Raw genomic sequence first — 26285 nt, 5'->3', positions numbered from 1 at the left:
CCGGCGGCAGGCGATAGGCGAGGCGATCAAGCCCTAACCCACCCCGTTCCGCTTCAGGATCATCTCCATCGCCTCGGCAAAACCGTCCTGCTCGTTGCTCCCGGTGACATGGGTCGCCTCGTCCTTGACGTCGTCGGCGGCGTTGCCCATGGCAATCGAGGTGCCGCTGACGCGGAACATCGCGAGGTCGTTCTGCATGTCGCCGATGGTGGCGACCGCGTCGGTCGAGATGCCCAGGCGCTTGGCCATAAACTCGACGAACGTGCCCTTGTTGAAACCGGGCGGCGTGACGTCGAGATAGTAGGTCTGCGAGCGCACCGCGGTGGCCTCGCTGCCGACCGCCTCCTGCATCGCCTTCTCGCAAGCGGCGAGCCTGGCCGCGTCGGCGCTGGCGCCGACGATCTTGCAGGCGCTCGCAAGATACGGCGAGAAATCCGTCACGATGGTCGGGTCGGAGCGGATCGTGTGCCGCTCATGCGCGACGTATTGACCGTTTGGATTATCGATCAGCCATTCGTCGGTGGTGAACAGCCAGATGTCGGCGCCGTAGTCGCGGAGGATCTTCAAGGAACGCTCGGCCGCAGCCGGCGGAATCAGGTGCTGCTCGACCGGCCGCATCTCGGGATCGACGATCGAGGAGCCGTTGAACGGGCCGACCGGCAGCCACAGCGCCAGCGGCTCGATCAGGAAGCGCATGCCGATCGCGGGCCGGCTGGAGGTGATGGTGAAGCCGATGCCGGCCTGGTGCAGCCGGTGCACTGTGCTCCGCGCACGCTCGGTCAGGGTCTTGTCCTTGGTCAGCAGCGTGCCGTCGACGTCGGAGACCACGAGTGAGATGGGAGTCATGGCAGAACCTTGGATATTGCCCCGCCTAGTTTCAATTGCCGCACGACGCCGTCCACGATCGCCTCGACGGTCTCGTCGATCGACACGGTGATGACGTGCTCGCCTGGCTCCGGCGGCTCCAGCGTGTCGAACTGGCTGGTCAGCAGCCCGGGCGGCATGAAATGGCCCTTGCGCTGCGCGAGCCGCTGGGCGATCAGCTCTTTCGTCCCCTTCAGGAACACGAAGCGGACATCACTGCGCCCGCGCAGCAGCACGTCACGATAGGCGTGCTTCAGCGCCGAGCAGGCGATGATGACATGCTCGCCGCGTCCGCACACCCGCTCGATCTCGTCGGCGATGGCGTTGAGCCAGGGCCAGCGGTCCTCGTCGGTGAGGGGATGGCCGGCCCGCATTTTCTCGACATTGCTGGCGGGATGGAAGCTGTCGCCGTCCTCGAAGCGCCAGCCGAGCCGCTCACCGAGTGCCCCTGCAACCGTGCTCTTGCCCGAACCCGACACGCCCATCACGATCAACGCACAAGGTGCTTCAACGCGGCCCACGAATTTCCTCCGGAAGCGCGGCCCCGTCGACCAGCCAGACGGTCTCACCATTCGAGCGCGCGCGTAAGGCCGGCAGATTCTCGCCATTGAGGAGGCGCGTCAAGATCGCCTGCTTGTCGTGCCCGGCAATCTCGAACAGCATTTCGCGGCAGGAGGCCAGGGCGGGCAGGGTGAGCGAGACCCGCGGCACGAAGGGCGCGACATTGGCCTTGGGGACGCCGATGACCCAGCGCCTGACCTCCTCGATCTCGGGATAGCCGGGAAACAGCGAGGCGGTGTGGCCGTCTGGGCCTGCGCCCATCAGGACGAGGTCGAACAGCGGCCGCGCCGGATCGAGTTGGTCTGCGCCGTAGAAGGCCTGCAGCTCGCGTGCATAGGCCTCGGCGCTGCGATCCGGATCTCCGGTCGCCGTCGGGATCGGATGGACATGGCCGGCAGGCGCATTGCGATCGAGAAATGCCGCCCGCGCCACCGCCATGTTGTTGAGAGGATCGCTTTCAGGCACGAACCGCTCGTCGCCGATGAACCAGTGCACGCGGTCCCACGGGATTTTTCCACGCCAGGAATCGCTGCCGAGCAATTGATAGAGCTTCTTCGGGCTCGAGCCGCCGGTCAGGCAGATCGCGATACGCCCGGGATTGGCGCCGATCCGCGCCATCACCCGGTCGGCCGCGGCCTGCGCCAGCGCCTCGGCATCGGCCGCGACGATCAGCTTCGGTTGTCCGGCCGCAATCACGAAAATTTCCGCCAGCTTCGCCCGTCGCGCCGGAGCAGCTCGTCGGCGCAGGCGGGGCCGTCGCTGCCGGCTTCATAGGTCTCGATGCCGTTGTTGCCCGCGCTCTTCCAGGCATCCAGGAACGGTTGCACCGCCTGCCATCCGGCCTCGATGCCGTCGGCGCGCTGGAACAGGATGTTGTCGCCGATCATGCAGTCGTAGATCAGCGTCTCGTAGCCGGTGGAGGGATCGGCCTGGAAATAGTCGCCATAGCGGAACTTCATCTCGACGCCATCGATGGTGATGCTCGGCCCCGGGATCTTGGCGTTGAACTGCAGCTCGATGGTCTCGGTCGGCGCGATGCCGATGGTGAGGAAATTCTGCGACAGGCGGTCGACGTCCGTACCCGAAAACATCGACAGCGGCGCCTGCTTGAACTTGATCGCAACCTCGGTGCGCTTGTGACCCAGCGCCTTGCCGGTGCGCAAGTAGAAGGGGACGCCGGCCCAGCGCCAATTGTCGATCATCAGCTTCAGCGCGACAAACGTCTCGGTGGTGCTGTCGGGCTTGACGTCCTCGGTCTTGCGATAGTCCGTGATCTCGTCGTCACCGATGCGGCCGGCGAGGTATTGCGCACGCACCGAATTTCTCAGCGCCTCTTCCCGGCTCGGCTGCTGGATCGAGGTCAGCACGTCGGCCTTCTCGGAGCGCACCGAATGTGCGTCGAACCGCGCGGGCGGCTCCATGGCAACCAGCGACATCAGCTGGAACAGGTGGTTCGGCACCATGTCGCGCAGCGCGCCGGTGGCGTCGTAGAAGCCGCCGCGATGGCCGACGCCGAGCTTCTCCTCCACCGTGATCTGGATGTGGTCGATGTGGTTGCGATTCCAGATCGGCTCGAACATGCCGTTGGCAAAGCGCAGCACCAGGATGTTCTGCACGGTCTCCTTGCCGAGATAATGATCGATCCGGTAGATCTGGTGCTCGTCCATGATCTTCAGCAGCTCGGCGTTCAGAGCCTTGGCTGAGGCGAGATCGGTGCCGAACGGCTTTTCGATCACGAGACGTCGCCAGGCGCCGTTCTCCTTCATCATGCCGGTGCGGCCGAGCTCGCGCGCGGTCGGCGCGAACGCGGCGGGCGGCGTTGCCAGATAGAACAGCCGGTTGCCGCCGGTCTCCTGCGCGCATTCCAGCGAATCCAGATGCTCGCGCAGGCGATCGAAGGAGGACGGATCCTTCGGATCGGCCTCGACGAAGGTCAGGCATTCCAGCAGCCTCGTGGCGACGTCGTCGTCCACGGGACGGGTCGCGAATTGCCGCAGTCCCTTCATCAGGCCGTCGCGCAGCTCGTCATCCGACTGGCCCCTGCGCGCCACGCCGACGACGCAGAATTTTTCCGGCAGCAGGTGCTCGGCCGCCAGATTGTAGAGCGAGGGCATCACAAGACGATGGGTGAGGTCGCCGGTGACACCGAAGATGACGAAGGCGCAATTTTCCGGCTTGCGCTTGGCTTGCGGATCTTTGGTCACGAATTGTCGGCCTTCGCTTGTCTACTTGTTACTTTGGTTTCGAAGCGCCCGGCTGCTTCGGCTCCTTGTGGCCGCCGAAACCCGCGCGCATCGCGGACAGAATTTTTTCGGCAAAGGTGTGTTCGTTGCGGGAACGGAAACGTGCGTAGAGCGCGGCGGTCAAGACTTCGGCCGGCACGGCCTCGTCGATCGCGGCATTTACGGTCCAGCGTCCTTCGCCGGAATCCTGCACGAAGCCGGAATATTCCGCGAGTTGCGGGCTGTCGGCGAGCGCGGTCGAGGTGAGGTCGAGCAGCCAGGACGGAATCACGCTGCCGCGCCGCCACACTTCGGCGATGTCGGCGAGATCGAAATCGTAGCGGTGATCCGCCGGCAGCGCCTCGATGTTGGCATTCTTGAGAATGTCGAAACCTTCGGCATAGGCCTGCATCAGGCCGTATTCGATGCCGTTGTGGATCATCTTGACGAAGTGCCCGGCGCCGATGGGGCCGGCATGGATGTAGCCCTGCTCGATGCGGGGATCGCGGCCCTCGCGTCCTTCGGTGCGCGGAATGTCGCCGGCGCCGGGCGCGAGCGCGGCAAAGATCGGATCGAGCCGGTCGACCACGGCCTTCTCGCCGCCGATCATCATGCAATAGCCGCGGTCGAGACCCCAGACGCCGCCCGATGTGCCGACATCGACATAGTGAATGCCGCGCGCCTTCAGCGCCTTGCCGCGGCGAACGTCGTCCTGCCAGAAGGTGTTGCCTCCGTCGATGATGACATCGCCTTCCTGCATCACCTTTGCGATCGTATCGATCGTCGTCTCGGTGATGTGTCCTGCCGGCAGCATCACCCAGGCCGTGCGCGGCCGCTCCAGCTTCGAGATGAATTCCTCGAGTGTCGCCGAGCCGACTGCGCCGTCCGCGGCAAGGCCGGCGACGGCCTTGGCGTCCTTGTCGTAGACCACGGTCGAATGTCCCTGGCGCATCAGGCGGCGAACGATGTTGCCGCCCATCCGGCCGAGGCCGATCATGCCGAGTTGCATGTGAGAGATTCCCTTAATTCAGTGCGTCGTTGAGCGCGGCATTGAGCGTCGCGAGACCCTTCTGGAGCCCGCCCTTCAGGTGAACACGCAGCGCGCGCCGGCCACGCTCGGTAAGCACGTCGAAATCGCCGCGCGCCTGCGCCGCCTTGATCACGCCGAAGCTCGCCTTCTGGCCCGGCACGGCCAGGTCCTTGGCGTCGTCGGCGGTGATCTGGAGGAACACGCCGCTGTCGGGACCGCCCTTGTAGGCCTGGCCTGTCGAGTGCAGGAAGCGCGGTCCGAACTCGGCACAGGTCGCGACATGCCGCTTCTCGCGCACCTCTAGCCGCATCGCCTGGAGGGCATCGATGGTGGCCTTGTCGCGCGCGATGTAGCCGAGCAGGGCGACATAGTCGCCCTCGCTGGAGCGCGACAGATGGGCCTTCAGCCAGGATGTGAGGTCGCCATTGGCGCCGGCGGCGCGCAGCGCGGTGGCGTTGGCCTCGTCGGTGTAGAGATCGGCCTCGTCCGTGCTGACCACCGGCTGCTCCGCGGGCAGCGCGCCGGTCTTCTCGAACGACGCGGTGAGCTCGCGGGTCTTGATCTTGGCGGCTTCCACGTCGGGCTGGTCGAACGGGTTGATGCCGAGGATCGAGCCCGCCACGGCCGTGGCCATCTCGAAGCGGAAGAACTCCTGGCCGAGGTGCTCGATCGACTTCATGACGATGCGCACCACGGGATGGCCGGCCGCTTCGATCGCGGCAAGCTTGGAGTCGTGTGCGGCGTCTGCTTCGCCGTCGACGCGGATGTCGATGAAGAAGCGATCGTTGCCATAGACCGAAGGATCGCCCAGCGGCTCGCCGTCGATCGGGATCAGGCCCTTGCCCTCCTTGCCGGTGGATTCCGCGATCAGCTGCTCGGCCCAGGCGCCGAAATCGGCGATCTTCTTCGACGACAGGATCGTCACCTTGTCGCGGCCTTCGAGCGCGGCCAATCCCATGGCAAGGCCGAGCTGCGTGCCCGGGTTTTCGGACGGCGGCACGTCCGGCCCGCAGGAGCGGGCCATGGACAGCGCATGCTTGATGAAGGTCTTGAGGTCGATGCCGGCGGTTGCCGCCGGCACCAGCCCGAACGGCGACAGCACCGAATAGCGTCCGCCGATCGAGGGCTCGCCATGGAAGATGCGTGCGTAGTTCAGCTGCTTGGCAGCCTTCTCCAGCGACGAGCCGGGGTCGGTCACCGCGATGAAGCGATGGCCGGTCTTCACCTTTGGCCCGACCGCCTTCGCCACGCGCTCGTGGAAATAGTCCTTCATCGCGTTCGGCTCGGTGGTGCCGCCGGACTTGCTGGAGACGATGAAGACCGTGTTGGCGATGTCGATCTTGTCTTCCATCGCCCGCACCTGCGCGGGGTCGGTGGAGTCGAGCACATGCAGCTTGGGGAAGCCCACCTTTTTCCCGAACGTCGCGGCCAGCACCTCGGGTCCGAGGCTCGATCCGCCCATGCCGAGCACGACGGCGTCGGAGAATTTCTGGCCCTTCACGCGGCCTGCATAATCTTCATAGTCGGCGATGTCGGCCTTGGAAGCGCTGTCGAGCCAGCCGAGCCATTTGTCCTCGTCGGTGCCGGTCCAGACCGATTTGTCGCGCTGCCAGAGCCTGCGGATCTTGGCCGAGGCACGCCATTCCTCGGTGCTCTTGGCCACGGCCTTGCCGAGGCCGTCGCCGAGCGAAAGCTGCTGCCGGTCGAGCGCCGGCCCGAGCACGGTGGCCCGCTTGTGCGCGACGGCGCCATAGAGCTTGTCGGCCGCGTCCGCGAACAGCTTGACGCCGTCCCTGACCAGTTCCTCGGTGATCGCATCCAGCGAGATGCCGGAACGCTCCAGCTCCTCCAGCACGCGCCTTGCGTCCTCGACATTCTCCTCCAGGCTGTCGCGCGGCTTGCCGTGATCGCGGAACGCATCCAGCGTTGCCGGCGGCACGGTGTTGATGGTGTCGGGGCCGATCAGCTCCTCGACATAAAGGACGTCGCTGTAGTCCTTGTTCTTGGTGCCGGTCGACGCCCACAGCATGCGCTGCGGCTTTGCCCCCTTGGCGGCGAGCTTCTCCCAGCGCGGACCCGAGAACAGGCGCTTGTAGTCCTGATAGGCGAGCTTGGCGTTGGCGATCGCGACCTTGCCCTTCAGCGCGGCGAGCCGCTCCTTCTCGGACGGATCGTTGGCGCGCGCGATCTTCTCGTCGAGCTGCTTGTCGACCACGGAGTCGATGCGGCTGACGAAGAAGCTTGCCACGCTGGCCACGTGCGACGGATCGCCGCCGCCGGCGACGTATTTCTCCAGACCCGACAGATAGGCCTCCGCCACCTCGAGATAGACGGCCTTGGAGAACAGCAGCGTGATGTTGATGCTGATGCCGTCGCCGATCAGCGTCTCGATCGCCGGCAGGCCCTCGGTCGTCGCCGGCACCTTCACCATCAGGTTCTTGCGACCGACGTCCTTCCACAGCCGCCGTGCTTCAGTGACGGTGCCGGCCGTGTCCATCGCCAGATATGGTGACACTTCCAGGCTGACATAGCCGTCGCCGCCCTTGAGGCGGTCGTAGACCGGGCGCAGCACGTCGGCGGCATTCTGGATGTCCTCGACCGCGACGGCCTCGAACAGGTCGGCCACGGTCCGGTCGCCGCGCTTCAGCGCCTTGCCGATCGGGGCGTCATATTCGTCCGAACTGCCGATCGCCTTCTCGAAGATCGACGGATTCGAAGTGACGCCCTTGACGCCATCGGTGTCGATCAGCCGCTTCAGGTCGCCATTGGCGATGAAGCCGCGAGCCAGGAAGTCCAGCCAGACGGCCTGTCCGTGCTTTTCCAGTTCTTTGACGGGATTCATGATGCTTATTTATCTCCAAGCCTGCGGGCGAGGGGTTTCCGCGCCGGTCCTGACGCGGTATCCTCTAGCTTACATGCAACCGGGAGGGAACCAATCAAGGATCTGAGCGTCATACCTCTCGGTGTAACTCCGTCGCGATCATGATGATCCCGGCGGCAGTGGCTATGTTGCGTAAAAAGTCGTTGGCCGGCAAAGGTGCGGCCGAGGTCTCGTTGCGTAACGGCTGTCGGCCGCTGCACAGCGTGTCGTCAGCAGGTTCCGGTTCGCCGGCTGGTGACCCGGTCGCGAATGGCCATGCTGGGGGAAGGCATGCAAGCACATCCTGACGGCCCTCCGCCCGCCGTCTCCGACAGCCCGCAATCGGTCGCGCCGACCGTGCGCGTCGATGCGCCCCACGATCTCGAGATCAACCGATGCACCACACGCTTGCGACTGCTGGTCGCGGCGGCTTTTGCGATGATGCTGTTCAGCACCAGCCTTGCCTTCTGGTGGGACAGCCTCGGCGACTACGACACGACGGTCGGTTATGCCGGCGTTGCGGTGTTCGGCCTGATCACCGGCTGGCTGATCTGGCGGCTCCCCGGCCAACGTGGCCCGGTGGTGATCGTCACCCCCTACGGCATCCGCGATCTCCGCATCGGCAATGAATTTCTGCTGTGGGAATCGATCGCGGAGATTTCGACCGAGGAGCGCCGCGGGCGCAGGATGATCTGGCTGACGCCGACGCCGGCGTTGCAGCGGCAGCTCTCCTCTGTTCGCGGCAGGCGGCCGGCGACATCGCGCGGCGCGCAGGACCATCGAATCGCCATTTCCGCCGAGGGACTGGCGACCGATTTTGAGACATTGCTGCGCGCTTGCCGTGAGTGCCATGCCGCCAGCGATGCATGCACCGCATTGCGGCGAGACCGCGATCAAGGCACGCAAGGCTCGGGTGCACAAGGCTCGGGTGCACAAGGCTTGGCCGTACCGGCGTCATAAAGCTGCCGCCGGCAGACGGCTATGTTGCACCGCCGGATGAGCCGATCCCCGGTAAGGCCCGGATGTGGCGGCCGAGTGACATTTTCTGGAAATGAGCGAAGATATGCATAGATTCGCATAAATAACAGGCAGGTGCCTGTTCGTAACTCACCCGGTTGCCTACGTTGTGCGTTGCGTCCAGTCGGCTCCCGGGTGTCCAATGATCGTCATGTGCTCACGCTGATTCGAAACGGCCTGAGGAACGGTCCGGCAACTGCTTTCGTTTCAGCTTGTAGCGGAACTCACGCGGAGAGGGATCATGTACAACGATTCTCTATTCAACGCTTTCGCTCGGTCGTTCGAGGCGAGAAGCCAGCACGACATGTCGATGGCGGAATATCTGGAATCGTGTCGAAGCGATCCCATGAAATACGCAAACGCGGCCGAGCGACTGCTAGCAGCGATCGGCGATCCGCAGACGATTGACACGGCCAAGGACCCACGCCTTGGCCGTATTTTTTTGAACCGCACCATCCGCACCTATCCGGCCTTCGCCGGCTTCTACGGCATGGAAGAAACCATCGAGCGTATCGTCGGTTTCTTCCGGCACGCGGCGCAGGGCCTCGAAGAGCGCAAGCAGATCCTCTATCTGCTCGGTCCGGTCGGCGGCGGCAAATCCTCGCTCGCCGAGCGGCTCAAGTCGCTGATGGAAGTGCAGCCGATCTACGTGCTCAAGGCCGGCGATGAACTCTCGCCGGTGTTCGAAAGCCCGCTCAGCCTGTTCGATCCCGATCACCTCGGGCCGATGCTGGAAGAGAAATACGGCATTCCGCGCCGGCGTCTCACTGGCCTGATGAGCCCATGGTGCTACAAGCGGCTGGAAGCCTTTGGCGGCGATATCTCGCAATTCCGCGTCGCCAAGATCCAGCCGTCGCGGCTGCGCCAGATCGCAGTCTCCAAGACCGAGCCGGGCGACGAGAACAACCAGGACATCTCGTCGCTGGTCGGCAAGGTCGACATCCGCAAGCTCGAGACCTACGCGCAGAACGATCCCGACGCCTACAGCTATTCGGGCGGCCTCAATCGCGCCAACCAGGGCATCCTTGAATTCGTCGAGATGTTCAAGGCGCCGATCAAGATGCTGCACCCGCTGCTCACCGCGACGCAGGAGGGCAACTACATCGGCACCGAGAACATCGGCGCGATCCCGTTCACCGGCGTGATCCTCGCGCACTCCAACGAGGCGGAGTGGGCGAGCTTCAAGGCCAACAAGAACAACGAAGCCTTCATCGACCGCATCTGCGTGATCAAGGTGCCTTACTGCCTGCGGGTCACCGAAGAGCAGAAGATCTACGAGAAGCTGATCCAGGGCTCCGAACTCGCGTCCGCGCCGTGCGCGCCCTCGACGCTGGAGACGCTGGCGCGGTTCTCGGTGATGTCGCGCCTGCGCAAGCACGAGAATTCCACGGTGTTCGCCAAGATGCGGGTTTACGACGGCGAAAGCCTGAAGGAATCCGATCCCAAGGCGCGCAGCGTCCAGGAGTACCGCGATGCCGCCGGCGTCGACGAGGGCATGGACGGCGTCTCCACGCGCTTTGCCTTCAAGATCCTGGCTGCGACCTTCAACCACGATCCGCAGGAGGTCGCCGCCGACGCCGTGCATCTTATGTACGCGCTGGAGCAGTCGATCCGCAGGGAGCAACTGCCCGAGGAAGTCGAGAAGCGCTACCTCGAATTCATCAAGGCCGAGCTGGCGCCGCGCTACGCCGAGTTCATCGGTAACGAGATCCAGAAGGCTTATCTCGAATCCTACTCGGATTATGGCCAGAACCTGTTCGACCGCTACGTCGACTACGCCGACGCCTGGATCGAGGATCAGGACTTCAAGGATCCCGACACGGGCCAGCTTCTGGATCGCGAGCTTTTGAACCAGGAACTGACCAAAATCGAGAAGCCGGCGGGCATCGCCAACCCCAAGGACTTCCGCAACGAGGTCGTCAAATTCTCGTTACGGTCGCGGGCCCAGAACGGCGGCAAGAATCCGACCTGGACCTCCTACGAGAAGATTCGCGACGTGATCGAAAAGCGGATATTCTCCCAGGTCGAGGATCTGCTTCCGGTCATCTCCTTCGGGTCGAAGAAGGACGGCGAGACGGAGAAGAAGCACGGCGAATTCGTGGCACGCATGGTGGAGCGCGGCTACACCGAGCGTCAGGTTCGCCGGCTCGTCGAATGGTACATGCGCGTGAAGCAGGCCGGTTGAGGCGGATGGAAAGTGGCCATTCACATCATTGACAGGCGCCTGAATCCAGGCGGCAAGAGTCTTGAGAACCGGCAGCGGTTCTTGCGTCGGGCCAAATCCCTGGTGCAGGGCGCCGTCAAGAAGACCTCGCAGGAACGCGACATCAAGGACGTCCTGGAGGGGGGTGAGGTCACGATCCCGCTCGACGGGATGCATGAGCCGCGTTTCCGCCGTGAGGGTGGAACGCGGGATATGGTGCTGCCCGGGAACAAGAAGTTCATCGAGGGCGACTATCTGCAGCGCTCCGGTCAGGGCGGCGCCAAGGACTCCGGTCCCGGCGAAGGCGACAGCGAGGACGCCTTCCGCTTCGTGCTCAGCCGAGACGAATTCGTCGATCTCTTCCTCGACGACCTCGAACTGCCGGATCTCGCCAAGCGCAAGATCGCTCAGACCGAGAGCGAGGGCATCCAGCGCGCCGGCTACACCACGTCGGGCTCGCCCGCCAACATCTCGGTGAGCCGCACGGTGAAGCTCGCGCTTGCGCGGCGTATCGCGCTCAAGCGCCCCCGGAAGGAGGAGATCGACGAGTTGGAAGCCGCGATTGCCGGCTGCACGGACGAGGAAGAGCGGGCTGAGCTGGTCGCCGAGCTTGAAAAGCTGCAGGCGAGGTCCAAGCGCATTCCCTTCATCGATCCGCTCGACATCCGCTACCGCCGCTTCGAGACGGTGCCGAAGCCGGTCGCGCAGGCCGTGATGTTCTGCCTGATGGACGTCTCCGGCTCGATGTCCGAGCACATGAAGGATCTGGCAAAACGCTTCTACATGCTGCTCTACGTGTTCCTGAAGCGCCGCTACAAGCATGTCGAGATCGTCTTCATCCGCCACACCGACCGCGCCGAGGAGGTCGACGAGCAGACCTTCTTCTACGGCCCGGCCTCGGGCGGCACGCTGGTCTCCAGCGCGCTGCAGGCGATGCACGAGATCGTGCGCGAGCGTTTCAATCCCTCGGACTGGAACATCTACGCCGCGCAGGCCTCCGACGGCGACAATTCCTATTCCGACGGCGAGCTCACTGGGCTCCTGCTGACCGACAAGATCCTGCCGGTCTGCCAGTTCTTCGCCTACCTCGAGGTCGGGGAATCCGGCGGCAGCGCCTTCGATCTGTCCGACTCCTCGCTCTGGACTCTCTACGAGCGCCTGCGCAACAGCGGCGCACCGCTCTCGATGCGCAAGGTCTCCGAGCGTAGCGAGATCTTCCCGGTATTCCACGACCTGTTCCAGCGCCGCGAAACTGCTCAGGAGAAAGCCACTCCATGACGGAACGTTTGTTCGAAGGCGCGGATTGGGATTTTCGCACCTTGCAGCGTATCACCGATGCCTGCGAAGAGGTGGCGTTGAAGGATCTCGGGCTCGACGTCTATCCGAACCAGATCGAGGTCATCACCGCCGAGCAGATGCTGGATGCCTACTCGTCGGTCGGCATGCCCTTGTTCTACAAGCACTGGTCCTTCGGCAAGCATTTCGCCTTCCACGAGGCCTCCTACCGCAAGGGCCTGATGGGGCTTGCCTATGAGATCGTGATCAACTCCTCGCCCTGCATCTCCTATCTCATGGAGGAGAACACGGCGACGATGCAGACGCTGGTGATCGCGCACGCCGCATTCGGCCACAACCACTTCTTCAAGAACAACTACCTGTTCAAGCAGTGGACCGATGCCGAAGGCATCCTGGACTATCTCGATTTCGCCAAGAACTACGTCATGCAATGCGAGGAGCGCTACGGCCGCACCGAGGTCGAGCGCACGCTCGACGCCGCGCATGCGCTGATGTCGCACGGCATCGACCGCTATCCCGGCAAGAAGAAGCTGGATCTGCGCGCCGAGGAGAAGCGGGCAGGGCGCAGGCGCCAGCACGAGGAAGAGGTCTTCAACGATCTCTGGCGCACCGTGCCGGCCGGCAAGAGCAAGAGCCGTTCGACGCTCAGCATCGAGCGGCGCCGCAAGCTGCTCGGCCTGCCGCAGGAGAACCTGCTCTATTTCCTGGAGAAGAGCGCGCCGCGCCTGGCGCCCTGGCAGCGCGAGCTCTTGCGCATCGTCCGCCACATCGCCCAATATTTCTATCCGCAGAGCCAGACCAAGGTGATGAACGAGGGGACGGCGACCTACGTCCACTATCGCATCATGACCCAGCTGCATCAGCAGGGCCGCATCAGCGACGGCAACTTCCTCGAATTCCTGGGCTCGCACACCAACGTGGTGTTCCAGCCCGAATTCGACGATCCGCGCTTCTCGGGCTTCAACCCCTATGCGCTCGGCTTCGCCGTGATGCAGGACATCGAGCGCATCGTCACCAGTCCGGAAGACGAGGACCGCGAGTGGTTTCCCGACATCGCCGGCAAGAACGACGTCATGGGCGTGCTGCGGGACGTCTGGGCCAATTACCGCGATGAGAGCTTCATCGGCCAGTTCCTGAGCCCCAGGCTGATGCGGCACTTCCGCATGTTCCATCTCCACGACGACCCCGAGGAGCGCGCCGGCATCCGCGTCGACGCCATCCACGACGAGCGCGGCTTCCGCCGCGTCCGGCGGGAATTGGCCCGGCAGCATGATGTCGGCTACATCGACGCCAATATCGAGGTGGTCGACGTCGATCTCTCCGGCGACCGCCGCCTGATCCTGCATCACCACGTCATCAAGGGCTCCCAGCTCAACGAGACCGACACCAAGCGCGTGCTCCAGCACCTGGCCGATCTCTGGACCTATGACGTCGCGCTGATCGAAGTCGATGCCAACGACAAGGTCCTGCGCGAGTACGTCGTGAGCCCGCGTCCGATCCCGGCGGCGGTGGCCTGACGGCGGAACAATACAGCGAGATGCGCGTCGATGTGCCCTCTCTCCTTGCGGGAGAGGGCAGCGACGCCGGCAGATACAAACTCACTGGAGTGAGGGGAATCTCTCCGCACTTTCCCGTGCCGATGCAGACCCCTCATCCGGTGCTTCGCGCCACCTTCTCCAAGAGGAGAAGGAAGGCATTCGAGCTGCATAACGGTTGCTCTACGCCCGCCGCTCCTTGGCCGGCTTCTTCCTGGACGCATTCAGCGCCACCGCCGCCCGGATCAGCGCCTTCAACGCCTTTTCGTTGATCTTCTCGCCCTCGCGAATATCGATCGCGCGGCGCACATTGCCCTCGAGGCTTGAATTGAACAGGCCCGGGATCATCCAGCGCCGCGCCCTTGGCGAAAGTCAGCTTCACCACGTCCTTGTAGGTCTCACCGGTACAGATGATGCCGTCGTGCTCCCACACGGGAACGCCGCGCCATTTCCATTCCTCGGCGACGTCAGGGTCCGCTTCCCTGATCAGGCCGCGGACCCGCGCCAGCATCTCGCCGCGCCAGTCGCCGAGCTCCCTGATCCTGCCGTCGATCAGTTTTGATGGTGACGCGCTGCTCGCGTCATTCGCGCTCTTCTTTGCGGTCACGGCCTTCTTCATGATCACGCCTCTTGCCGCGCGCCGTCGCGGCGGCCAAGATACGGCAGCGCGAACAGATAGAGCCCGGTCGCGAGCAGCGGGAGCAGCGGAACGAGCGCGAGCAGGCCGATCCCTATGGCCTGCACCTGGATCGTCATGGCGACGACGTTGGCGATGATTGCGACCGTGAATGCCATCGACAGCCAGCGATGGATCTGCCGAATCCACATGTTCGTGCTCATTGGGATCTCCTTTGGAAAATCTATGGAAGACGCCGGCGAGCTAGTCAGCCCGCGCCAGCAGCTCGTCGAGCTTGTTGAAGAACTGCTTCCAGCCGGCATGCGCGCCGCCATAGGCCTGCTTCTGCGTCGCCCTGAAGCCTGCCTGCTCGACGCGTAGATGTGTGCCCGCGCCGGTCGGCGTCAGCGTGAAGGTCACGACGCTTCTGAGGTCGAACGCCGCGTCCTCGTGCGAGAAATTCCAGGTATAGGCGAGCGTCTTCTGCGGCTCTATGGTGAGCACCTCGCAGTCCAGCACGCCGCCCCATTCGCCGCGCAGGTTGAAGCGATGGCCGATCTTGGGCTTGAAGTCGTTCTTCATCAGCCACTCCTCGATCAGGTGCGGCTGCGTCAGCGCGCGCCACAGCCGCTCCGGCGGAAAGGCAAATTCGCGCTCGATGACGACGGATCTGGTCTCGGTCATTGGTCCATCCTCTTCAGGAGATCATCGAGTGCATCGAGCCGGTTCTGCCAGAAGCCGGTCATCTGGCTGGTCCAGTCGACCAGCGGATCGAGCGCGCCGGGGTGCGCGCTGTAATGGGTCTGGCGTCCCTCATGGCGGTCGCGCACGAGGCCCGCCTGCTTCAGCGCGCCGAGATGTTTCGACACCGCCGGCTGGGAAACGCCGGATCGCAGCGTCAGGGCCCCGACCGTCTGCTCGCCCTCTCGGCACAGCCGCTCGAAGATCGCCCGCCGGGTCGGATCGGCCAGAGTCCTGAACAGGAGGTCGTGGGCGGCGGACATCGAGAATCCATAACTCGAAGGTTATGGGTTTAATTCATAACCGTTGGGTTATGGGTAAGTCAAGTGGGACCGGAGATGGGTCGGGAAGGGCGTCCACGCGCTCCGCCTTACCTCTCCCGCTTGCGGGGGAGGTCGGCGCAAAGCGCCGGGTGGGGTTCTCTCCTCCCAGTTGCTGGTAACTGATCAGCGCAGGCTGGCGTTGATCTTGTCCAGCACCGCCGAGCCCGGGCACAGGGTGTCCGCTTCCAGCGTGTTGAGCGGGGTCTCGACCGTATTGAGGTGCTCGTGCAGGTCATCGGCGTCGGGGTCGACATAGAGCAGGCCGGTGACGATCTGGCCCTTGGCGGCGTGCTTCGCGAGGAAGGTCTGAGCCCCTAACCGGTCATGCGGATCGTAGTCGGCATCGATCTTGCGCAGCGCGATCTTGCTGCCGTCATGCTGCTCGACCACTTGCACCGTGCCTGGCGCGTAGTCCACCGCGATCGGATCGCGGCCGACCAGCACGTCGAGCCGGTTCACGGCATCATTGTGCTCTCGCACATAGTCGAAGCTCTTGGTCGAGCCGGCGTGGTTGTTGAAGGCGATGCAGGGGCTGATGACGTCGATGAAGGACGCGCCCTTGTGGCCGATCGCGGCCGCGATCAGCGGCACCAGCTGGGCCTTGTCGCCGGAGAACGAGCGCGCCACGAAGGTTGCGCCGAGTTGCAGCGCGATCGCGACGAGGTCGATGGCGTTGTCGGTGTTGGTGACGCCCTTCTTGCTCTTCGAGCCGCGGTCGGCGGTGGCCGAGAACTGGCCCTTGGTCAGGCCGTAGACGCCGTTGTTCTCGACGATATAGGTCATGTTGACGCCGCGCCGGATCGAATGCGCGAACTGGCCGAAGCCGATCGAGGCGGAATCGCCGTCGCCGGAGACCCCGAGATAGATCAGGTCGCGGTTGGCGAGGTTGGCGCCGGTCAGCACGCTGGGCATGCGGCCGTGCACGGAGTTGAAGCCGTGCGAATTGCCGAGGAAATAGTCCGGCGTCTTCGACGAGCAGCCGATGCCGGAGATTTTTGCCACCCGATGCGGCTCGATCGAGAGCTCGTAGCAGGCCTCGATGATCGAGGCTGTGATCGAATCGTGGCCGCAGCCGGCGCACAGCGTCGAGATCTTGCCCTCGTAGTCGCGATGCGTGTAGCCGAGCGTGTTCTTCTTCAGGCCGGGGTGATGGAATTTCGGCTTTGCGATGTAGGTCATGACCGTTTCTCTCTGCTCCCTTGCCGCAATCCGACGTCTCTTTGCACGCGGCCGGGCTGTCGCAACCACACTCGGTCATTGCGAGCGCAGCGAAGCAATCCAGAGTCTTTCCACGGAGGCAGTCTGGATTGCTTCGCTGCGCTCGCAATGACGATGTGGATCCAGTTTGCCATCATGACACGGCCTTGCGGAGGGGGGTCACCTTGAGGTGATCCTGGTGGTCGCCAATGGCTTTTGCGATGAAACGGGCGGTGATCGGCGTGCCGTCGTAATGCACGATCGGAACGAGCCGGACGGGGTCGATGCCATTCTCGTTCACGATGAGCTGGCGCAGCTGACTGTCGCGGTTCTGCTCGACGACATAAACGAAGTCGTGCTCGGCGAGGAAGCTCGCCACGCTCGAATGGAACGGGAACGCGCGGATGCGCAGGCGATCGAGCTGATGCCCGCGCGCCTCCAGTAGGCCGATCGCCTCGTCCATCGCCGGCGAGGTCGAACCGAAATAGATCACGCCATATTTGGTCGGCCGTTCCGCATTGGCCTGCAGCGGCCGCGGCACCAGGTCCTGCGCGGTCTCGAACTTGCGCACCAGCCGCTGCATGTTGTCCGCGTACACCGTGCCTTCCTCCGAGTAACGCGCATAACGGTCGCGCGAGGTGCCCCGGGTGAAATAGGAGCCCTTGGTCGGATGGGTGCCGGGATAGGTGCGATAGGGAATGCCGTCGCCGTCGACGTCGAGATAGCGGCCGAAGTCGCGGCCTTCCTCGAGCATCTCCGCGGTCATGATCTTGCCGCGGTCGTATTGCCTTGCGTCATCCCACTTCAGCGGCCGGCAGAGCCGATGATTCATGCCGATGTCGAGGTCGAGCATCAGGAAGATCGTGGTCTGGAGACGCTCGGCGAGATCGAAGGAAGCCGCCGCGAACTCGAACGCTTCGGCCGGGTCTTCCGGGAACAGCAGCACATGCTTGGTGTCGCCATGCGAAGCATAGGCGCAGGCGATGATGTCGCATTGCTGGGTGCGGGTCGGCATGCCCGTGGAGGGGCCGGCGCGCTGGATGTTCATGATCACCGCGGGAATCTCGGCGAAGTAGGAGAGGCCGATGAACTCCGTCATCAGCGAGATGCCGGGGCCCGAGGTCGCGGTGAAGGCGCGGGCGCCGTTCCAGGAGGCGCCGATGACGATGCCGATCGAGGCCAGCTCGTCCTCGCCCTGCACGATCGCGTATTTCGCCTTGCCGGTCTCCGGATCGTGCCGGTACTTCTTGCAGTGGGCCGTGAAGGCCTCCGCCACCGACGATGACGGTGTGATCGGATACCAGGCGCACACGGTGGCGCCGCCATAGACGGCGCCGAGCGCGGCGGCGCTGTTGCCCTCGATGAAGATGCGGTCGCCGACCTTGTCGGACTTCTTCACCCTGAGCCCGATCGGGCATTTCAGATTCTGCAGCGCCCAGTCGCGGCCGAGATGCAGCGCGTGGACGTTGGAGGAGAGCAGCTTCTCCTTGCCCTTGTACTGCTCGCCGATCAGCTGCTCGATCAGCTTCGGGTCCATGTCGAGCAGCGCCGAGAGGCTGCCCAGATAGATGATGTTCTTGAACAGCTGGCGCTGGCGCGGATCGGTGTAGGTCGAGTTGGTGATCGCGGTGAGCGGCACGCCGATCACGGTGATGTCGTCGCGGAATTTCGTCGACGGCATCGGCTTGGTGGAATCGTAGAACAGGTAGCCGCCCGGCTCGATGCCGGCGACGTCCTTGTCCCAGGTCTGCGGATTCATCGCCACCATCAGGTCGACGCCGCCGCGGGCGCCGAGATGACCCGCTTCCGTCACCCGCACCTCGTACCAGGTCGGCAGGCCCTGGATGTTGGAGGGGAAGATGTTGCGCGGGGACACCGGCACGCCGTGGCGCAGGATGGCGCGCGCGAACATCTCGTTGGCGCTGGCCGAGCCCGAGCCGTTGACGTTGGCGAAGCGGACGACGAAGTCGTTTACGCTGCTGATCGGCTTTTTGTCGGACATGTCGAACCTGCGTGAGTCATATCGATGAAATATTTCTGCATGTCCCAGGCTCCGGTGGGACAGCGCTCGGCGCACAGCCCGCAATGCAGGCAGACATCCTCGTCCTTCACCATCACCCGCCCGGTTTTGAGGTCGCTGGAGACGTAGAGGTCCTGCTCCGGGTGCGGCGAGGGCGCTTTCAGGCGCTGGCGCAGATCGTCTTCCTCACCATTGTTGGTGAAGGTGATGCAGTCCATCGGGCAGATGTCGGCGCAGGCATCGCACTCGATGCAGAGCGAGGTCGAGAACACCGTCTGGACGTCGCAGTTCAGGCAGCGATGCGCCTCGCCGAGCGCCAGCTTGACGTCGTAGCCGAGTTCGACTTCGGCGCGGATGTCCTTCAGCGCGACGACCTTGTCGCGATGTGGCACCTTGAAGCGCTTGTCGTTGGAAATGTCGTTGTCATAGCTCCATTCGTGGATGCCCATCTTCTGCGAGGAGATTTGCACCTCTGGCAGCGGACGTTCGGTGATGTCTTCGCCCGAGAGCATCTTGTGGATCGACAGCGCGGCGTCATGGCCGTGTGCGACCGCCCAGATGATGTTCTTCGGCCCGAATGCGGCGTCGCCGCCGAAGAAAACCTTTGGATTGGTCGAAGCGAACGTCCTCGGGTCGACCTTGGGCATGTGCCATTTGTCGAATTCGATGCCGCAATCCTGCTCGATCCAGGGGAAGGCATTCTCCTGGCCGACCGCGACCAGCACGTCGTCGCAGGGAATGGTCTGATCGGGATCGCCCGAAGGCACCAGATTACGGCGGCCTTTGGCGTCGTATTCGGCTTTGACGTGCTCGAAAGTGACGCCGATCAGCTTGCCGGCGACATGCTTGAATGCCACCGGCACCATGTAGTTGAGGATCGGGATGTCCTCGTGGATCGCGTCTTCCTTCTCCCAGGGCGAGGCCTTCATTTCGTCGAAGCCGGAACGCACGACCACCGTGACTTTCTCGCCGCCGAGCCGGCGCGCGGTTCGGCAGCAATCCATCGCGGTGTTGCCGCCGCCGAGCACGATGACGCGCTTTCCGATCTTGTCGACATGGCCGAACGACACGTTGGCCAGCCATTCGATGCCGATATGGATGTTCGCGGCGGCCTCTTTCCGGCCGGGAATTTCGAGCTCGCGGCCGCGCGGCGCGCCGGAGCCGACGAAGATCGCGTCGTATTTCTCTGCCAGCAGCGACTTCATGCTTTCGATGCGATGGCCGCCCTTGAAGTCGACACCAAGGTTGAGGATGTAGCCGGTCTCCTCGTCGATCACAGAATTGGGCAGGCGGAATTTCGGGATCTGCGAGCGCATCATGCCGCCGGCTTCGGGATCGCCGTCGAACACGGTGCAATGGTAGCCGAGCGGCGCGAGATCGCGTGCAACGGTCAACGACGCCGGACCGCCGCCTACAAGGGCAACACGCTTGCCGTTCTTCGGCGAGGGGCGCGGCAGACGCTGCTTGATGTCGTCCTTGAAGTCGGCAGCGACGCGCTTGAGGCGGCAGATCGCCACCGGATTTTCCTCTACGCGTCCGCGGCGGCACGCCGGCTCGCAGGGACGATCGCAGGTGCGTCCCAGAATTCCGGGAAACACGTTCGATTTCCAATTGATCATGTAGGCGTCGCTGTAGCGGCCTTGTGCGATCAGTCGGATGTATTCGGGAACCGGGGTGTGCGCAGGACAGGCCCACTGGCAATCGACCACTTTGTGAAAGTAGTCGGGGGCCGCGATATCGGTCGGTTTCATTCCTACCCTGTCCGCGCAGGCTCAAAGACCCGGCGGCCTCTTCTGAGCTTGTCGGACGCTTATTGTGCGTCGATCTGGTTTCTGAATGACGTCATTGGGTTAGCTTATTAGAACCAGTCCGAAGCACAACGGCAAATTTGGGTGATGACCTGCTTTCATGGGAGCTGCGCGTGCACAGCATTAACGCGCCGCGCGACGTGTGGGTGCGGTGCAATATGTTGCGATGCAGATGGCTGCTTCAGCGCGCGATGTCGCTCTTTGCGAGGTCCCACATCAGACAGTAGGTGCCGACCGAGACGGGAAGTAGGAACGGCGCCGCTGCGGGACCGGTGAAGCGCTCGGCGATGACTGCCGAGACCGCACCGACATGCGTGCCGTCGATCAGGACGAACCAGTCGCGTGCACCTTCGTGGCGCACGGCCGGAATCTCAGGCGTTGCGCCCGACAATTCCGGCTCGCTCTCGAGCAGATGCATCGAGATGATGCCGGCGTGATTTTCCGGCGCCAGCCTTTCTTGCAGTGCGTCACGCCATACTGCGGCATTCTCGGGCGTCGGCCGCAGCCGCACCACCCCGAGCGCCGCCCCGCGCCCGGTGCCGTTGCTGATTGTGATGCGGGCCACGACGCGCAGCATGTCCTTGAAACGCGCCATGGTCTGCCGCGACCAGTCGGTCGGGTTGGCGAGCCGCGCCTTGTAGTCGGGGCTGTCGAGCACGTCGAGCGTCGCTGTCGAATAGAGGCAGAGATACTTTGGATTGGCGGCATGCGCGACATAGCGCCGCGCTTCCAGGAAACCCTCGATCGCGACCCGCTCTTCCAGATGCTCGCGATCGTACCAGCGATTGAGCTCGGCTTCATCGGCGGCGTCGATGTTCATCGACGTCAGCAGCATGCCTTTCCCGGCGAGCGGCATTGTTCTTGTTGTCCTGTTATCGCGCCTCAGCGCGCGGCCTTCGAAGCAAGATCCGCGATCGACTTCATGACCGCGTCCCTCACGCCGCCATCATAGAGCGAATGGCCGGCTTCTTCCACGATCCGAATCTCGGAACCGGGCCAGACTTTCGCAAGGGCATGCGATGTCTCAGGCGGGCACAACAGGTCATAGCGGCCCTGGACGATGATGCCGGGAATGCCTTCGAGCCTGCCCGCATTCTGCAGCAGCTGCTCTGCGGTCATGAAGCCGTCGTTGACGAAATAATGCGCTTCCATGAACGGTGTCGCGGGCAATGTGCGCCAGACGTTCAGCGAGGCGAGGTCGAGCCGCGTCCTCGCGGGCTTGTGCTCGGACAAGATGCGCTCGGTGTCGTGCCAGGCCTTCGCCGCCGGGCCGTGCACGGCCGGGTCGGCATCGAGGATGCGGCGCCAACAGGCGTCTACCGGCTGGTCCCGCTCCTCTGGTGGCAGAACGCTGAGAAAGTCCTCGTAAAGCGCGGGATAGAATTGCGACAGGCGCGTCGTGAAGGCCGTCACGACCTCGGCCCGCGTGCCCAGGAAGGTTGCACGGAGCGCGATGCCCGACACGCGCTCGGGATGCGCTTCTGCATACGCCAGCGCCAGCGTCGCGCCCCAGGAGCCGCCGACCACCATCCAGCGCTCGAAGCCGAACTTCTCGCGGATCTTCTCCATGTCGGCAATCAGATGCGCCGTGGTGTTGTGCTCGCGTGATCCCTTGGGACGGCTGCGGCCGCAGCCGCGCTGGTCGAACAGCACCGCGCAGAACCGGTCGGGGTCGAACAGCCGGCGATGATCGGGCTGGCAGCCGCTGCCGGGCCCGCCATGCAGATAGACCGCAGGGATTCCGTCCGCGCGGCCGATGCTCTCGACATAGAGCTCATGGCCCCCGCCGACGTCGAGCATGTCGGAGGTCAGCGGCGCAAAGGGATCGGCACGCCTGACCGCTGTGCCTGCGTCGGCGTCAGGCGTCATTCTCGGATTCCAGGGTGCCGCCGGCAAAGTTGCGATACAGGAAGCGGTTGGTCTCGCCCTCGGCCTCGCGCTCGGCCTGCTTGAAGATGGTCTCGTGCAGCGGCGACAGCGCGCAGGCCGGATCGGTGTTGGTGGCATCGCCGGTCAGCGCGAAGGCCTGGCAGCGGCAGCCGCCGAAATCGATCTCGCGGAATTCGCAAGACTTGCACGGCTCCTTCATCCAGCCGGTGCCGCGATAGCGGTTGAAGGCGTCCGAGTTCTGCCAGATCCAGGCGATCGAATGGTTGGAGCGGACGGATTCGAAATCGAGCCCCGTGATGCTCTCGGCGGCGTGGCACGGCAGCACCTTGCCGGCGGGCGAGATGTTGAAGAACTGCCGGCCCCAGCCGCCCATGCATTTCTTCGGCCGCAGCGCGTAATAGTCGGGCACGACGTAGTCGATGGTCAGCCGGCCCATCAGCCGTTCGCGCGCTTCCTCGACGAGGCGGGTGCACTCATCGAGTTGCGCCACGGTCGGCATCAAGGCGGCGCGGTTCTTCAGCGCCCAGCCGTAATATTGCACATTGGCGACCTCGAGCCGGTCGGCATCGAGATCCAGCGCCATCTGGATGATCTCGGGAAGCTGGTGCAGGTTCTGCCGATGCATCACCGCGTTCACGGTGAGCGGCAGGTCGAGCTCGCGCGTCCATTTCGCGACCTCGAGCTTCTTGCGATGGCCGTTCTTGTAGCCGGCGACACGATCGGCGAGGCCTTCCTCGACGCCCTGGAAAGAGATCTGGACGTGGCAGAGCCCGGCGTCGGCGAGATCGCTGAGCTTCTCGCGTGTCAGCAACACGGCCGAGGTGATGAGATTGGTGTAGAGGCCGGCGTCGCTCGCATGCTTGACCAGCTCGACGAGGTCCTTGCGTGCGGTGGGCTCGCCACCGGAGAAATGCACCTGCAGCACGCCGATCTCGGCGAGCTCGCTCAGCACCTTCTTCCATTCCTCCGTGGTCAGCTCCTTGCCCGAACGGTCGAGCTCGACCGGGTTGGAGCAGTAGGGGCATTGCAGCGGGCAGCGATGGGTGATCTCCAGCAGCACGGCGAGCGGAATGCCGAAAGTCTCCGCCGTCGAGCGCTGCTTCTCCAGCACGGCGAGGCCGTCGCTGGTCCCGGGCGGGATGTTGCCGAGCACGTCGCTCATGACGTCTTCTCCCGGGCCTCGGTGAGGAAGCCCTTGTCGGCGAGATCCTGCAGCATGACGATGACGTCGGCCAGGATCGCCTCGCGCGGTGCGGCGTACTTCGCCGCCAGTTGATCCGCGACGTCGCCGACATTGCGCTCGCCATTGCAGAGCTGCAAGACCTCGACCGCGATCTCGTCGGGCGCCAGCACGCGTTCGGGCGCGAGAATGACCCAGACCTTCCGCGTCTCGTCATATTTCAGCCTGGCATGCCGCGGCAGCAACGGGCGGCTTGCCTCGCTGACGCTGATGTTTCGCGGCCCGGCCATAACTCTAATCCCTCAGCTCGCTTCGGGCACGAACGCGCCCGGCGGAATGTGGCCCTCGACATAGGCGTGCTGGAGCGCATCTAACTGCACCCACAGCACGTTGGTCTTGAAGATCAGCGCGTTGCACACGAGCGCGCGCTGCTCCGGCGTCGTGGCGTGCGCCTTGACGTAGTCGAGCGCGAAATTGGCGTCGCGCGGCGCCTGGGTCAGCCGCCGCTTGAAGTAGCTCATGATATCAGGATTGACGAAGTCGTAATGCGCCAGCATGCCGGAGATGCGCTCTTCATGCAGGTTCGGCGCGAACAGCTCGGTGAGCGACGAGGCGATCGCCTCCAGTGGGCTTTTTTCGCGGCAGTAGTGCACGTAGGCTTCCACCGCGAAACGCGTCGCGGGCAGGATGCCTTCGGTGGATTCCACGTACGCGGTGTCGAGGCCGAGCCCTTCGGTCAGCTTCAGCCAGCGCTCGATGCCGCCCTCGGAGCCGACGTCGCCGTCATGGTCCTCGATGCGGTGGCGCCATTCCACGCGCGTGGCGCGGTCGCGGAAGCGCGAGATCACCACCGCGTCCTTGATCGGGATCGTGCTCTGGTAATAGTAGCGGTTGAGGGCCCAGGCCTGCACCTGGCCCTTATTCAGCTTGCCGCCGTGCAACAGCTTATGGAACGGATGCAGGCTGTGATAGCGCGTAGCTCCGATGTGGCGCAGCATCGCCTCCAGTTCCTCGGCGCTCGCGAGCCTGATGTCCTTGCCGATCGAGAGCGCGGTCATTCCAGTTATTGACGCGGCATTCACAGCACGATCTCCGTTCCATCCCCAGGTATCTGCCAGCCCGCCTGTTCGACCGCTTCTCGCTCGCTTGAGCCGGGCAGCAGCGCCGGGTTCGAGTTATTGATATGCAGAAATATCTTCCGGTCGATATCGAGATCGGCGAGCCGCGCGATCGCACCGTCCGCGCCGGACATCGCGACATGGCCCATGCTCTTGCCGGTCTTGTGGCCGAGCCCGGCCTTGATCATCTCGTCGTCCTGCCAGACCGTGCCGTCGAAGAACACCAGAGCGGCGCCATCGATCTCGGCCCTCAGCGCGTCGGTGACCTCGGCGCAGGCGGCAATGAAGTAGAAGCACTTGCCGGTGGCCTTGTCGGTGATCTTCAGCCCCAGCGTATCGCCGTCGCCGGTCTCGCCGCCGGGATGGGCCTTGCCTTCGAGATACCAGGCCGATTTGCCGGGCACGGCGAAGGGCAGCACCTCGAGCCCTGTGCGGGCGCCGTCAGGCAGCCGCGGCTCGAACGGCTCGCCTATTCCGATCGCTTGGCGCTTGACGTTCTTCTCGTTCAGCACGTTGAAGATACTGTTGCTCTTCAGGATCGCCAGCACCTTCTCATGGGCATAGACCGTGAAGGGCGAGCCTTCGCGCATCGACAGCAGGCCGGCCACGGCATCGACTTCGCCGTTGGTCAGGATCACGCCCGCAACCGGCGTATGGCGCAGCGCGCCGGCCTTCGGATGCAGCTGCGGCGTGGCGTTCAATTGCTGGCGGAGATCGGGCGAGGCGTTGATCAGGAACCAGTGCTCGCCGTCGCCACTGAAGGCAACCGAGGCCTGGGTTCGTTGGAGCCCTTGTCCATTCGCACGGGCCGCGCGGCAGCCCTCGCAACCGCAATTCCATTGCGGCACTCCGCCGCCGGCCCCTGCGCCCAGGACGACGACGCGAAGCATGATCCGTCTCCTGGAGGCAACGTCGCGAGGTGGAACTCAGGCCGACACCAAATCTACCTTCCGGCAACGCGTCGTGACCGAAAGTGCTCGACCGCAAGAACCACCTGCGCAGAACGCGTACACACCATCCGCTTACTTGCGGGTGGCGCTCACATACATGTTGATTTCCATGCCGCAGGGCACTTCGACGATCTTCGGGGCTTTCCAGGCCATTTGGCTCTCCATTTTCGCGAATTCGGACGTATCCGCCCGCAGATAAATTAATGCGGGCCGAAAAGTTCGCCAGTGAAATTTTCCCGACCTAGGTAGTAGACCGGCGGGATTGTTGCGTTGCAAAGAGAGCGTATTGCGGCCGTAAAGATGAGCGAATGACATCCGCAAAATAGCCGATAGGTCGTGATCCCTGTCGGGATAACCCAGTTGTGAGTATGGAACGGCTTTCAATCGGCTACAGGCGACCCCATTGGATCAGGCATGCCCAGATATTTCTTCAACACCCGTATCGGCGACGAATTGATCGTGGATCCTGACGGCGAGGACCTGCGCAATCCCGATCGCGCCTGGGAGGTCGCCCGCCAGATGATCCTGGAGGTCCTGAAATCGGAAGGAACCCAGCCGGCGCTGCTGGAGGCGGTCATCGAGGTCACCGATTCCGACGGCGATATCGTGCTGGAGTTTCCCTTCACCGAGGCGCTGCTGGACATGCCGGACCCGTCGGTGACGCGGCATTAGAGGCCCATGCTCGGGTAAGGAGCGCGCCACTCTCTCCACCGTCATTGCGAGCGTAGCGAAGCAATCCGGAATCCCTCCGCGGAGGCAGTCTGGATTGTTTTCGTCGCAAAGGCTCCTCGCAATGGCGGCGAATGAGGCACCATCCGGCACCAACCCCCCTTTGCCCCTGCGAAATCCGCATG

At 63.9% G+C, this 26285-nt stretch carries 24 protein-coding genes and 1 pseudogene; 5 read left to right on the top strand and 20 right to left on the bottom strand.

Annotated features, from left to right (window positions below; genetic code table 11):
* Positions 1-33: 33 nt before the first annotated feature.
* From ACNJYB_RS29980 to ACNJYB_RS29955, 6 genes are read right to left on the bottom strand one after another with little or no spacing between them, the layout of a single operon-like run.
* The gene (locus ACNJYB_RS29980) at positions 34-846 is read right to left on the bottom strand and encodes an HAD family hydrolase (protein WP_439370157.1); all 813 of its coding nucleotides are present in this window, start codon (positions 844-846) and stop codon (positions 34-36) included.
* Entirely contained in the window at positions 843-1349 is a 507-nt protein-coding gene (locus ACNJYB_RS29975; protein WP_439375678.1) for a gluconokinase, read from the bottom strand. Before ACNJYB_RS29975 ends, ACNJYB_RS29980 begins: the two co-directional genes overlap by 4 nt.
* A 22-nt stretch (positions 1350-1371) precedes the next feature.
* The gene (gene pgl / locus ACNJYB_RS29970) at positions 1372-2121 is read right to left on the bottom strand and encodes a 6-phosphogluconolactonase (RefSeq protein ID WP_439370156.1); all 750 of its coding nucleotides are present in this window, start codon (positions 2119-2121) and stop codon (positions 1372-1374) included.
* Complete coding sequence (gene zwf / locus ACNJYB_RS29965) at positions 2118-3629, bottom strand: glucose-6-phosphate dehydrogenase (RefSeq protein ID WP_439370155.1); 1512 nt, start codon at positions 3627-3629, stop codon at positions 2118-2120. Before zwf ends, pgl begins: the two co-directional genes overlap by 4 nt.
* Positions 3630-3657: 28 nt before the next feature.
* Positions 3658-4656: a phosphogluconate dehydrogenase (NAD(+)-dependent, decarboxylating) gene (gnd, locus tag ACNJYB_RS29960; RefSeq protein ID WP_439370154.1), complete on the bottom strand. Its 999-nt coding sequence runs from the start codon at positions 4654-4656 to the stop codon at positions 3658-3660.
* Between the two features lie 13 nt (positions 4657-4669).
* Positions 4670-7519 (bottom strand): bifunctional transaldolase/phosoglucose isomerase, encoded by a 2850-nt coding sequence (locus ACNJYB_RS29955; protein ID WP_439370153.1) that lies wholly within the window; start codon positions 7517-7519, stop codon positions 4670-4672.
* Between the two features lie 288 nt (positions 7520-7807).
* Here ACNJYB_RS29955 and ACNJYB_RS29950 point away from each other — a divergent pair, with 288 nt between their 5' ends.
* From ACNJYB_RS29950 to ACNJYB_RS29935, 4 genes are all read left to right on the top strand, one after another.
* Positions 7808-8497, top strand: a complete 690-nt coding sequence (locus tag ACNJYB_RS29950) for an STM3941 family protein (RefSeq protein WP_439370152.1) — start codon at positions 7808-7810, stop codon at positions 8495-8497.
* A gap of 298 nt (positions 8498-8795) precedes the next feature.
* Positions 8796-10739 carry a PrkA family serine protein kinase gene (locus ACNJYB_RS29945; RefSeq protein WP_080134158.1) on the top strand — a complete coding sequence of 648 codons (1944 nt, stop codon included), beginning with the start codon at positions 8796-8798 and terminating at the stop codon, positions 10737-10739.
* Between the two features lie 18 nt (positions 10740-10757).
* Positions 10758-12035 carry a YeaH/YhbH family protein gene (locus ACNJYB_RS29940; protein WP_439375677.1) on the top strand — a complete coding sequence of 426 codons (1278 nt, stop codon included), beginning with the start codon at positions 10758-10760 and terminating at the stop codon, positions 12033-12035.
* Positions 12032-13570: a SpoVR family protein gene (locus ACNJYB_RS29935; protein ID WP_439370151.1), complete on the top strand. Its 1539-nt coding sequence runs from the start codon at positions 12032-12034 to the stop codon at positions 13568-13570. Before ACNJYB_RS29940 ends, ACNJYB_RS29935 begins: the two co-directional genes overlap by 4 nt.
* 201 nt (positions 13571-13771) lie before the next feature.
* Here ACNJYB_RS29935 and ACNJYB_RS29930 read toward each other — a convergent pair.
* From ACNJYB_RS29930 to pqqA, 14 genes and pseudogenes are all read right to left on the bottom strand, one after another.
* Positions 13772-14207 (bottom strand): annotated as a pseudogene (locus ACNJYB_RS29930) (DUF1801 domain-containing protein).
* Between the two features lie 2 nt (positions 14208-14209).
* Positions 14210-14428, bottom strand: coding sequence for a hypothetical protein (locus tag ACNJYB_RS29925; RefSeq protein WP_439370150.1), 219 nt, complete (start codon positions 14426-14428; stop codon positions 14210-14212).
* A gap of 40 nt (positions 14429-14468) precedes the next feature.
* On the bottom strand, positions 14469-14888 hold the full coding sequence (locus tag ACNJYB_RS29920) for an SRPBCC family protein (protein ID WP_439370149.1): 420 nt from the start codon (positions 14886-14888) through the stop codon (positions 14469-14471).
* Positions 14885-15208, bottom strand: a complete 324-nt coding sequence (locus tag ACNJYB_RS29915) for an ArsR/SmtB family transcription factor (protein ID WP_439370148.1) — start codon at positions 15206-15208, stop codon at positions 14885-14887. The genes ACNJYB_RS29920 and ACNJYB_RS29915 overlap by 4 nt, the downstream gene beginning before the upstream one ends.
* A 183-nt stretch (positions 15209-15391) precedes the next feature.
* Positions 15392-16447, bottom strand: coding sequence for a 2-oxoacid:ferredoxin oxidoreductase subunit beta (locus tag ACNJYB_RS29910; RefSeq protein WP_439370147.1), 1056 nt, complete (start codon positions 16445-16447; stop codon positions 15392-15394).
* Between the two features lie 172 nt (positions 16448-16619).
* On the bottom strand, positions 16620-18467 hold the full coding sequence (locus ACNJYB_RS29905; protein ID WP_439370146.1) for a 2-oxoacid:acceptor oxidoreductase subunit alpha: 1848 nt from the start codon (positions 18465-18467) through the stop codon (positions 16620-16622).
* Entirely contained in the window at positions 18437-20236 is a 1800-nt protein-coding gene (locus tag ACNJYB_RS29900; protein ID WP_439370145.1) for an FAD-dependent oxidoreductase, read from the bottom strand. Before ACNJYB_RS29900 ends, ACNJYB_RS29905 begins: the two co-directional genes overlap by 31 nt.
* Before the next feature lie 238 nt (positions 20237-20474).
* Positions 20475-21149 carry a hypothetical protein gene (locus ACNJYB_RS29895; RefSeq protein ID WP_439370144.1) on the bottom strand — a complete coding sequence of 225 codons (675 nt, stop codon included), beginning with the start codon at positions 21147-21149 and terminating at the stop codon, positions 20475-20477.
* A gap of 26 nt (positions 21150-21175) precedes the next feature.
* A complete protein-coding gene (gene pip, locus ACNJYB_RS29890) occupies positions 21176-22162 on the bottom strand; it encodes a prolyl aminopeptidase (RefSeq protein ID WP_439370143.1) in 987 nt (328 codons plus the stop codon).
* Entirely contained in the window at positions 22152-23345 is a 1194-nt protein-coding gene (gene pqqE, locus ACNJYB_RS29885) for a pyrroloquinoline quinone biosynthesis protein PqqE (protein WP_439370142.1), read from the bottom strand. Before pqqE ends, pip begins: the two co-directional genes overlap by 11 nt.
* Positions 23342-23653 carry a pyrroloquinoline quinone biosynthesis peptide chaperone PqqD gene (pqqD, locus tag ACNJYB_RS29880; RefSeq protein ID WP_439370141.1) on the bottom strand — a complete coding sequence of 104 codons (312 nt, stop codon included), beginning with the start codon at positions 23651-23653 and terminating at the stop codon, positions 23342-23344. Before pqqD ends, pqqE begins: the two co-directional genes overlap by 4 nt.
* A 12-nt stretch (positions 23654-23665) precedes the next feature.
* Complete coding sequence (pqqC, locus tag ACNJYB_RS29875; protein WP_439370140.1) at positions 23666-24421, bottom strand: pyrroloquinoline-quinone synthase PqqC; 756 nt, start codon at positions 24419-24421, stop codon at positions 23666-23668.
* A gap of 20 nt (positions 24422-24441) precedes the next feature.
* Entirely contained in the window at positions 24442-25371 is a 930-nt protein-coding gene (pqqB, locus tag ACNJYB_RS29870; protein WP_439370139.1) for a pyrroloquinoline quinone biosynthesis protein PqqB, read from the bottom strand.
* Between the two features lie 132 nt (positions 25372-25503).
* Positions 25504-25584 (bottom strand): pyrroloquinoline quinone precursor peptide PqqA, encoded by an 81-nt coding sequence (pqqA, locus tag ACNJYB_RS29865; protein WP_007595659.1) that lies wholly within the window; start codon positions 25582-25584, stop codon positions 25504-25506.
* 261 nt (positions 25585-25845) lie between these two features.
* On the opposite strand from pqqA, the gene ACNJYB_RS29860 reads away from it, so the two are divergent.
* Entirely contained in the window at positions 25846-26103 is a 258-nt protein-coding gene (locus ACNJYB_RS29860; RefSeq protein WP_439370138.1) for a DUF6894 family protein, read from the top strand.
* Positions 26104-26285 lie beyond the last annotated feature (182 nt).

It is taken from the genome of Bradyrhizobium sp. SMVTL-02 (genome assembly GCF_051853005.1).
In the GTDB taxonomy this organism is placed as follows: Bacteria; Pseudomonadota; Alphaproteobacteria; order Rhizobiales; family Xanthobacteraceae; genus Bradyrhizobium.
This window is presented reverse-complemented; position numbering and strand designations above follow the sequence as displayed.

What these genes read in the sequence shown, in the direction of transcription:
- pqqB (WP_439370139.1), bottom strand. Translation starts at nt 25,371, where the DNA reads ATGCTTCGCGTCGTCGTCCTGGGCGCAGGGGCCGGCGGCGGAGTGCCG.
- ACNJYB_RS29950 (WP_439370152.1), top strand. Translation starts at nt 7,808, where the DNA reads ATGGCCATGCTGGGGGAAGGCATGCAAGCACATCCTGACGGCCCTCCG.
- ACNJYB_RS29915 (WP_439370148.1), bottom strand. Translation starts at nt 15,208, where the DNA reads ATGTCCGCCGCCCACGACCTCCTGTTCAGGACTCTGGCCGATCCGACC.
- ACNJYB_RS29910 (WP_439370147.1), bottom strand. Translation starts at nt 16,447, where the DNA reads ATGACCTACATCGCAAAGCCGAAATTCCATCACCCCGGCCTGAAGAAG.
- pqqA (WP_007595659.1), bottom strand. Translation starts at nt 25,584, where the DNA reads ATGGCCTGGAAAGCCCCGAAGATCGTCGAAGTGCCCTGCGGCATGGAA.
- pqqD (WP_439370141.1), bottom strand. Translation starts at nt 23,653, where the DNA reads ATGGCCGGGCCGCGAAACATCAGCGTCAGCGAGGCAAGCCGCCCGTTG.
- ACNJYB_RS29925 (WP_439370150.1), bottom strand. Translation starts at nt 14,428, where the DNA reads ATGAGCACGAACATGTGGATTCGGCAGATCCATCGCTGGCTGTCGATG.
- ACNJYB_RS29860 (WP_439370138.1), top strand. Translation starts at nt 25,846, where the DNA reads ATGCCCAGATATTTCTTCAACACCCGTATCGGCGACGAATTGATCGTG.
- ACNJYB_RS29955 (WP_439370153.1), bottom strand. Translation starts at nt 7,519, where the DNA reads ATGAATCCCGTCAAAGAACTGGAAAAGCACGGACAGGCCGTCTGGCTG.
- pip (WP_439370143.1), bottom strand. Translation starts at nt 22,162, where the DNA reads ATGACGCCTGACGCCGACGCAGGCACAGCGGTCAGGCGTGCCGATCCC.
- gnd (WP_439370154.1), bottom strand. Translation starts at nt 4,656, where the DNA reads ATGCAACTCGGCATGATCGGCCTCGGCCGGATGGGCGGCAACATCGTT.
- pqqC (WP_439370140.1), bottom strand. Translation starts at nt 24,421, where the DNA reads ATGACCGCGCTCTCGATCGGCAAGGACATCAGGCTCGCGAGCGCCGAG.
- ACNJYB_RS29980 (WP_439370157.1), bottom strand. Translation starts at nt 846, where the DNA reads ATGACTCCCATCTCACTCGTGGTCTCCGACGTCGACGGCACGCTGCTG.
- ACNJYB_RS29900 (WP_439370145.1), bottom strand. Translation starts at nt 20,236, where the DNA reads ATGAAACCGACCGATATCGCGGCCCCCGACTACTTTCACAAAGTGGTC.
- ACNJYB_RS29920 (WP_439370149.1), bottom strand. Translation starts at nt 14,888, where the DNA reads ATGACCGAGACCAGATCCGTCGTCATCGAGCGCGAATTTGCCTTTCCG.
- ACNJYB_RS29905 (WP_439370146.1), bottom strand. Translation starts at nt 18,467, where the DNA reads ATGTCCGACAAAAAGCCGATCAGCAGCGTAAACGACTTCGTCGTCCGC.
- ACNJYB_RS29935 (WP_439370151.1), top strand. Translation starts at nt 12,032, where the DNA reads ATGACGGAACGTTTGTTCGAAGGCGCGGATTGGGATTTTCGCACCTTG.
- pqqE (WP_439370142.1), bottom strand. Translation starts at nt 23,345, where the DNA reads ATGAGCGACGTGCTCGGCAACATCCCGCCCGGGACCAGCGACGGCCTC.
- ACNJYB_RS29945 (WP_080134158.1), top strand. Translation starts at nt 8,796, where the DNA reads ATGTACAACGATTCTCTATTCAACGCTTTCGCTCGGTCGTTCGAGGCG.
- ACNJYB_RS29895 (WP_439370144.1), bottom strand. Translation starts at nt 21,149, where the DNA reads ATGCCGCTCGCCGGGAAAGGCATGCTGCTGACGTCGATGAACATCGAC.
- ACNJYB_RS29975 (WP_439375678.1), bottom strand. Translation starts at nt 1,349, where the DNA reads ATGGGCGTGTCGGGTTCGGGCAAGAGCACGGTTGCAGGGGCACTCGGT.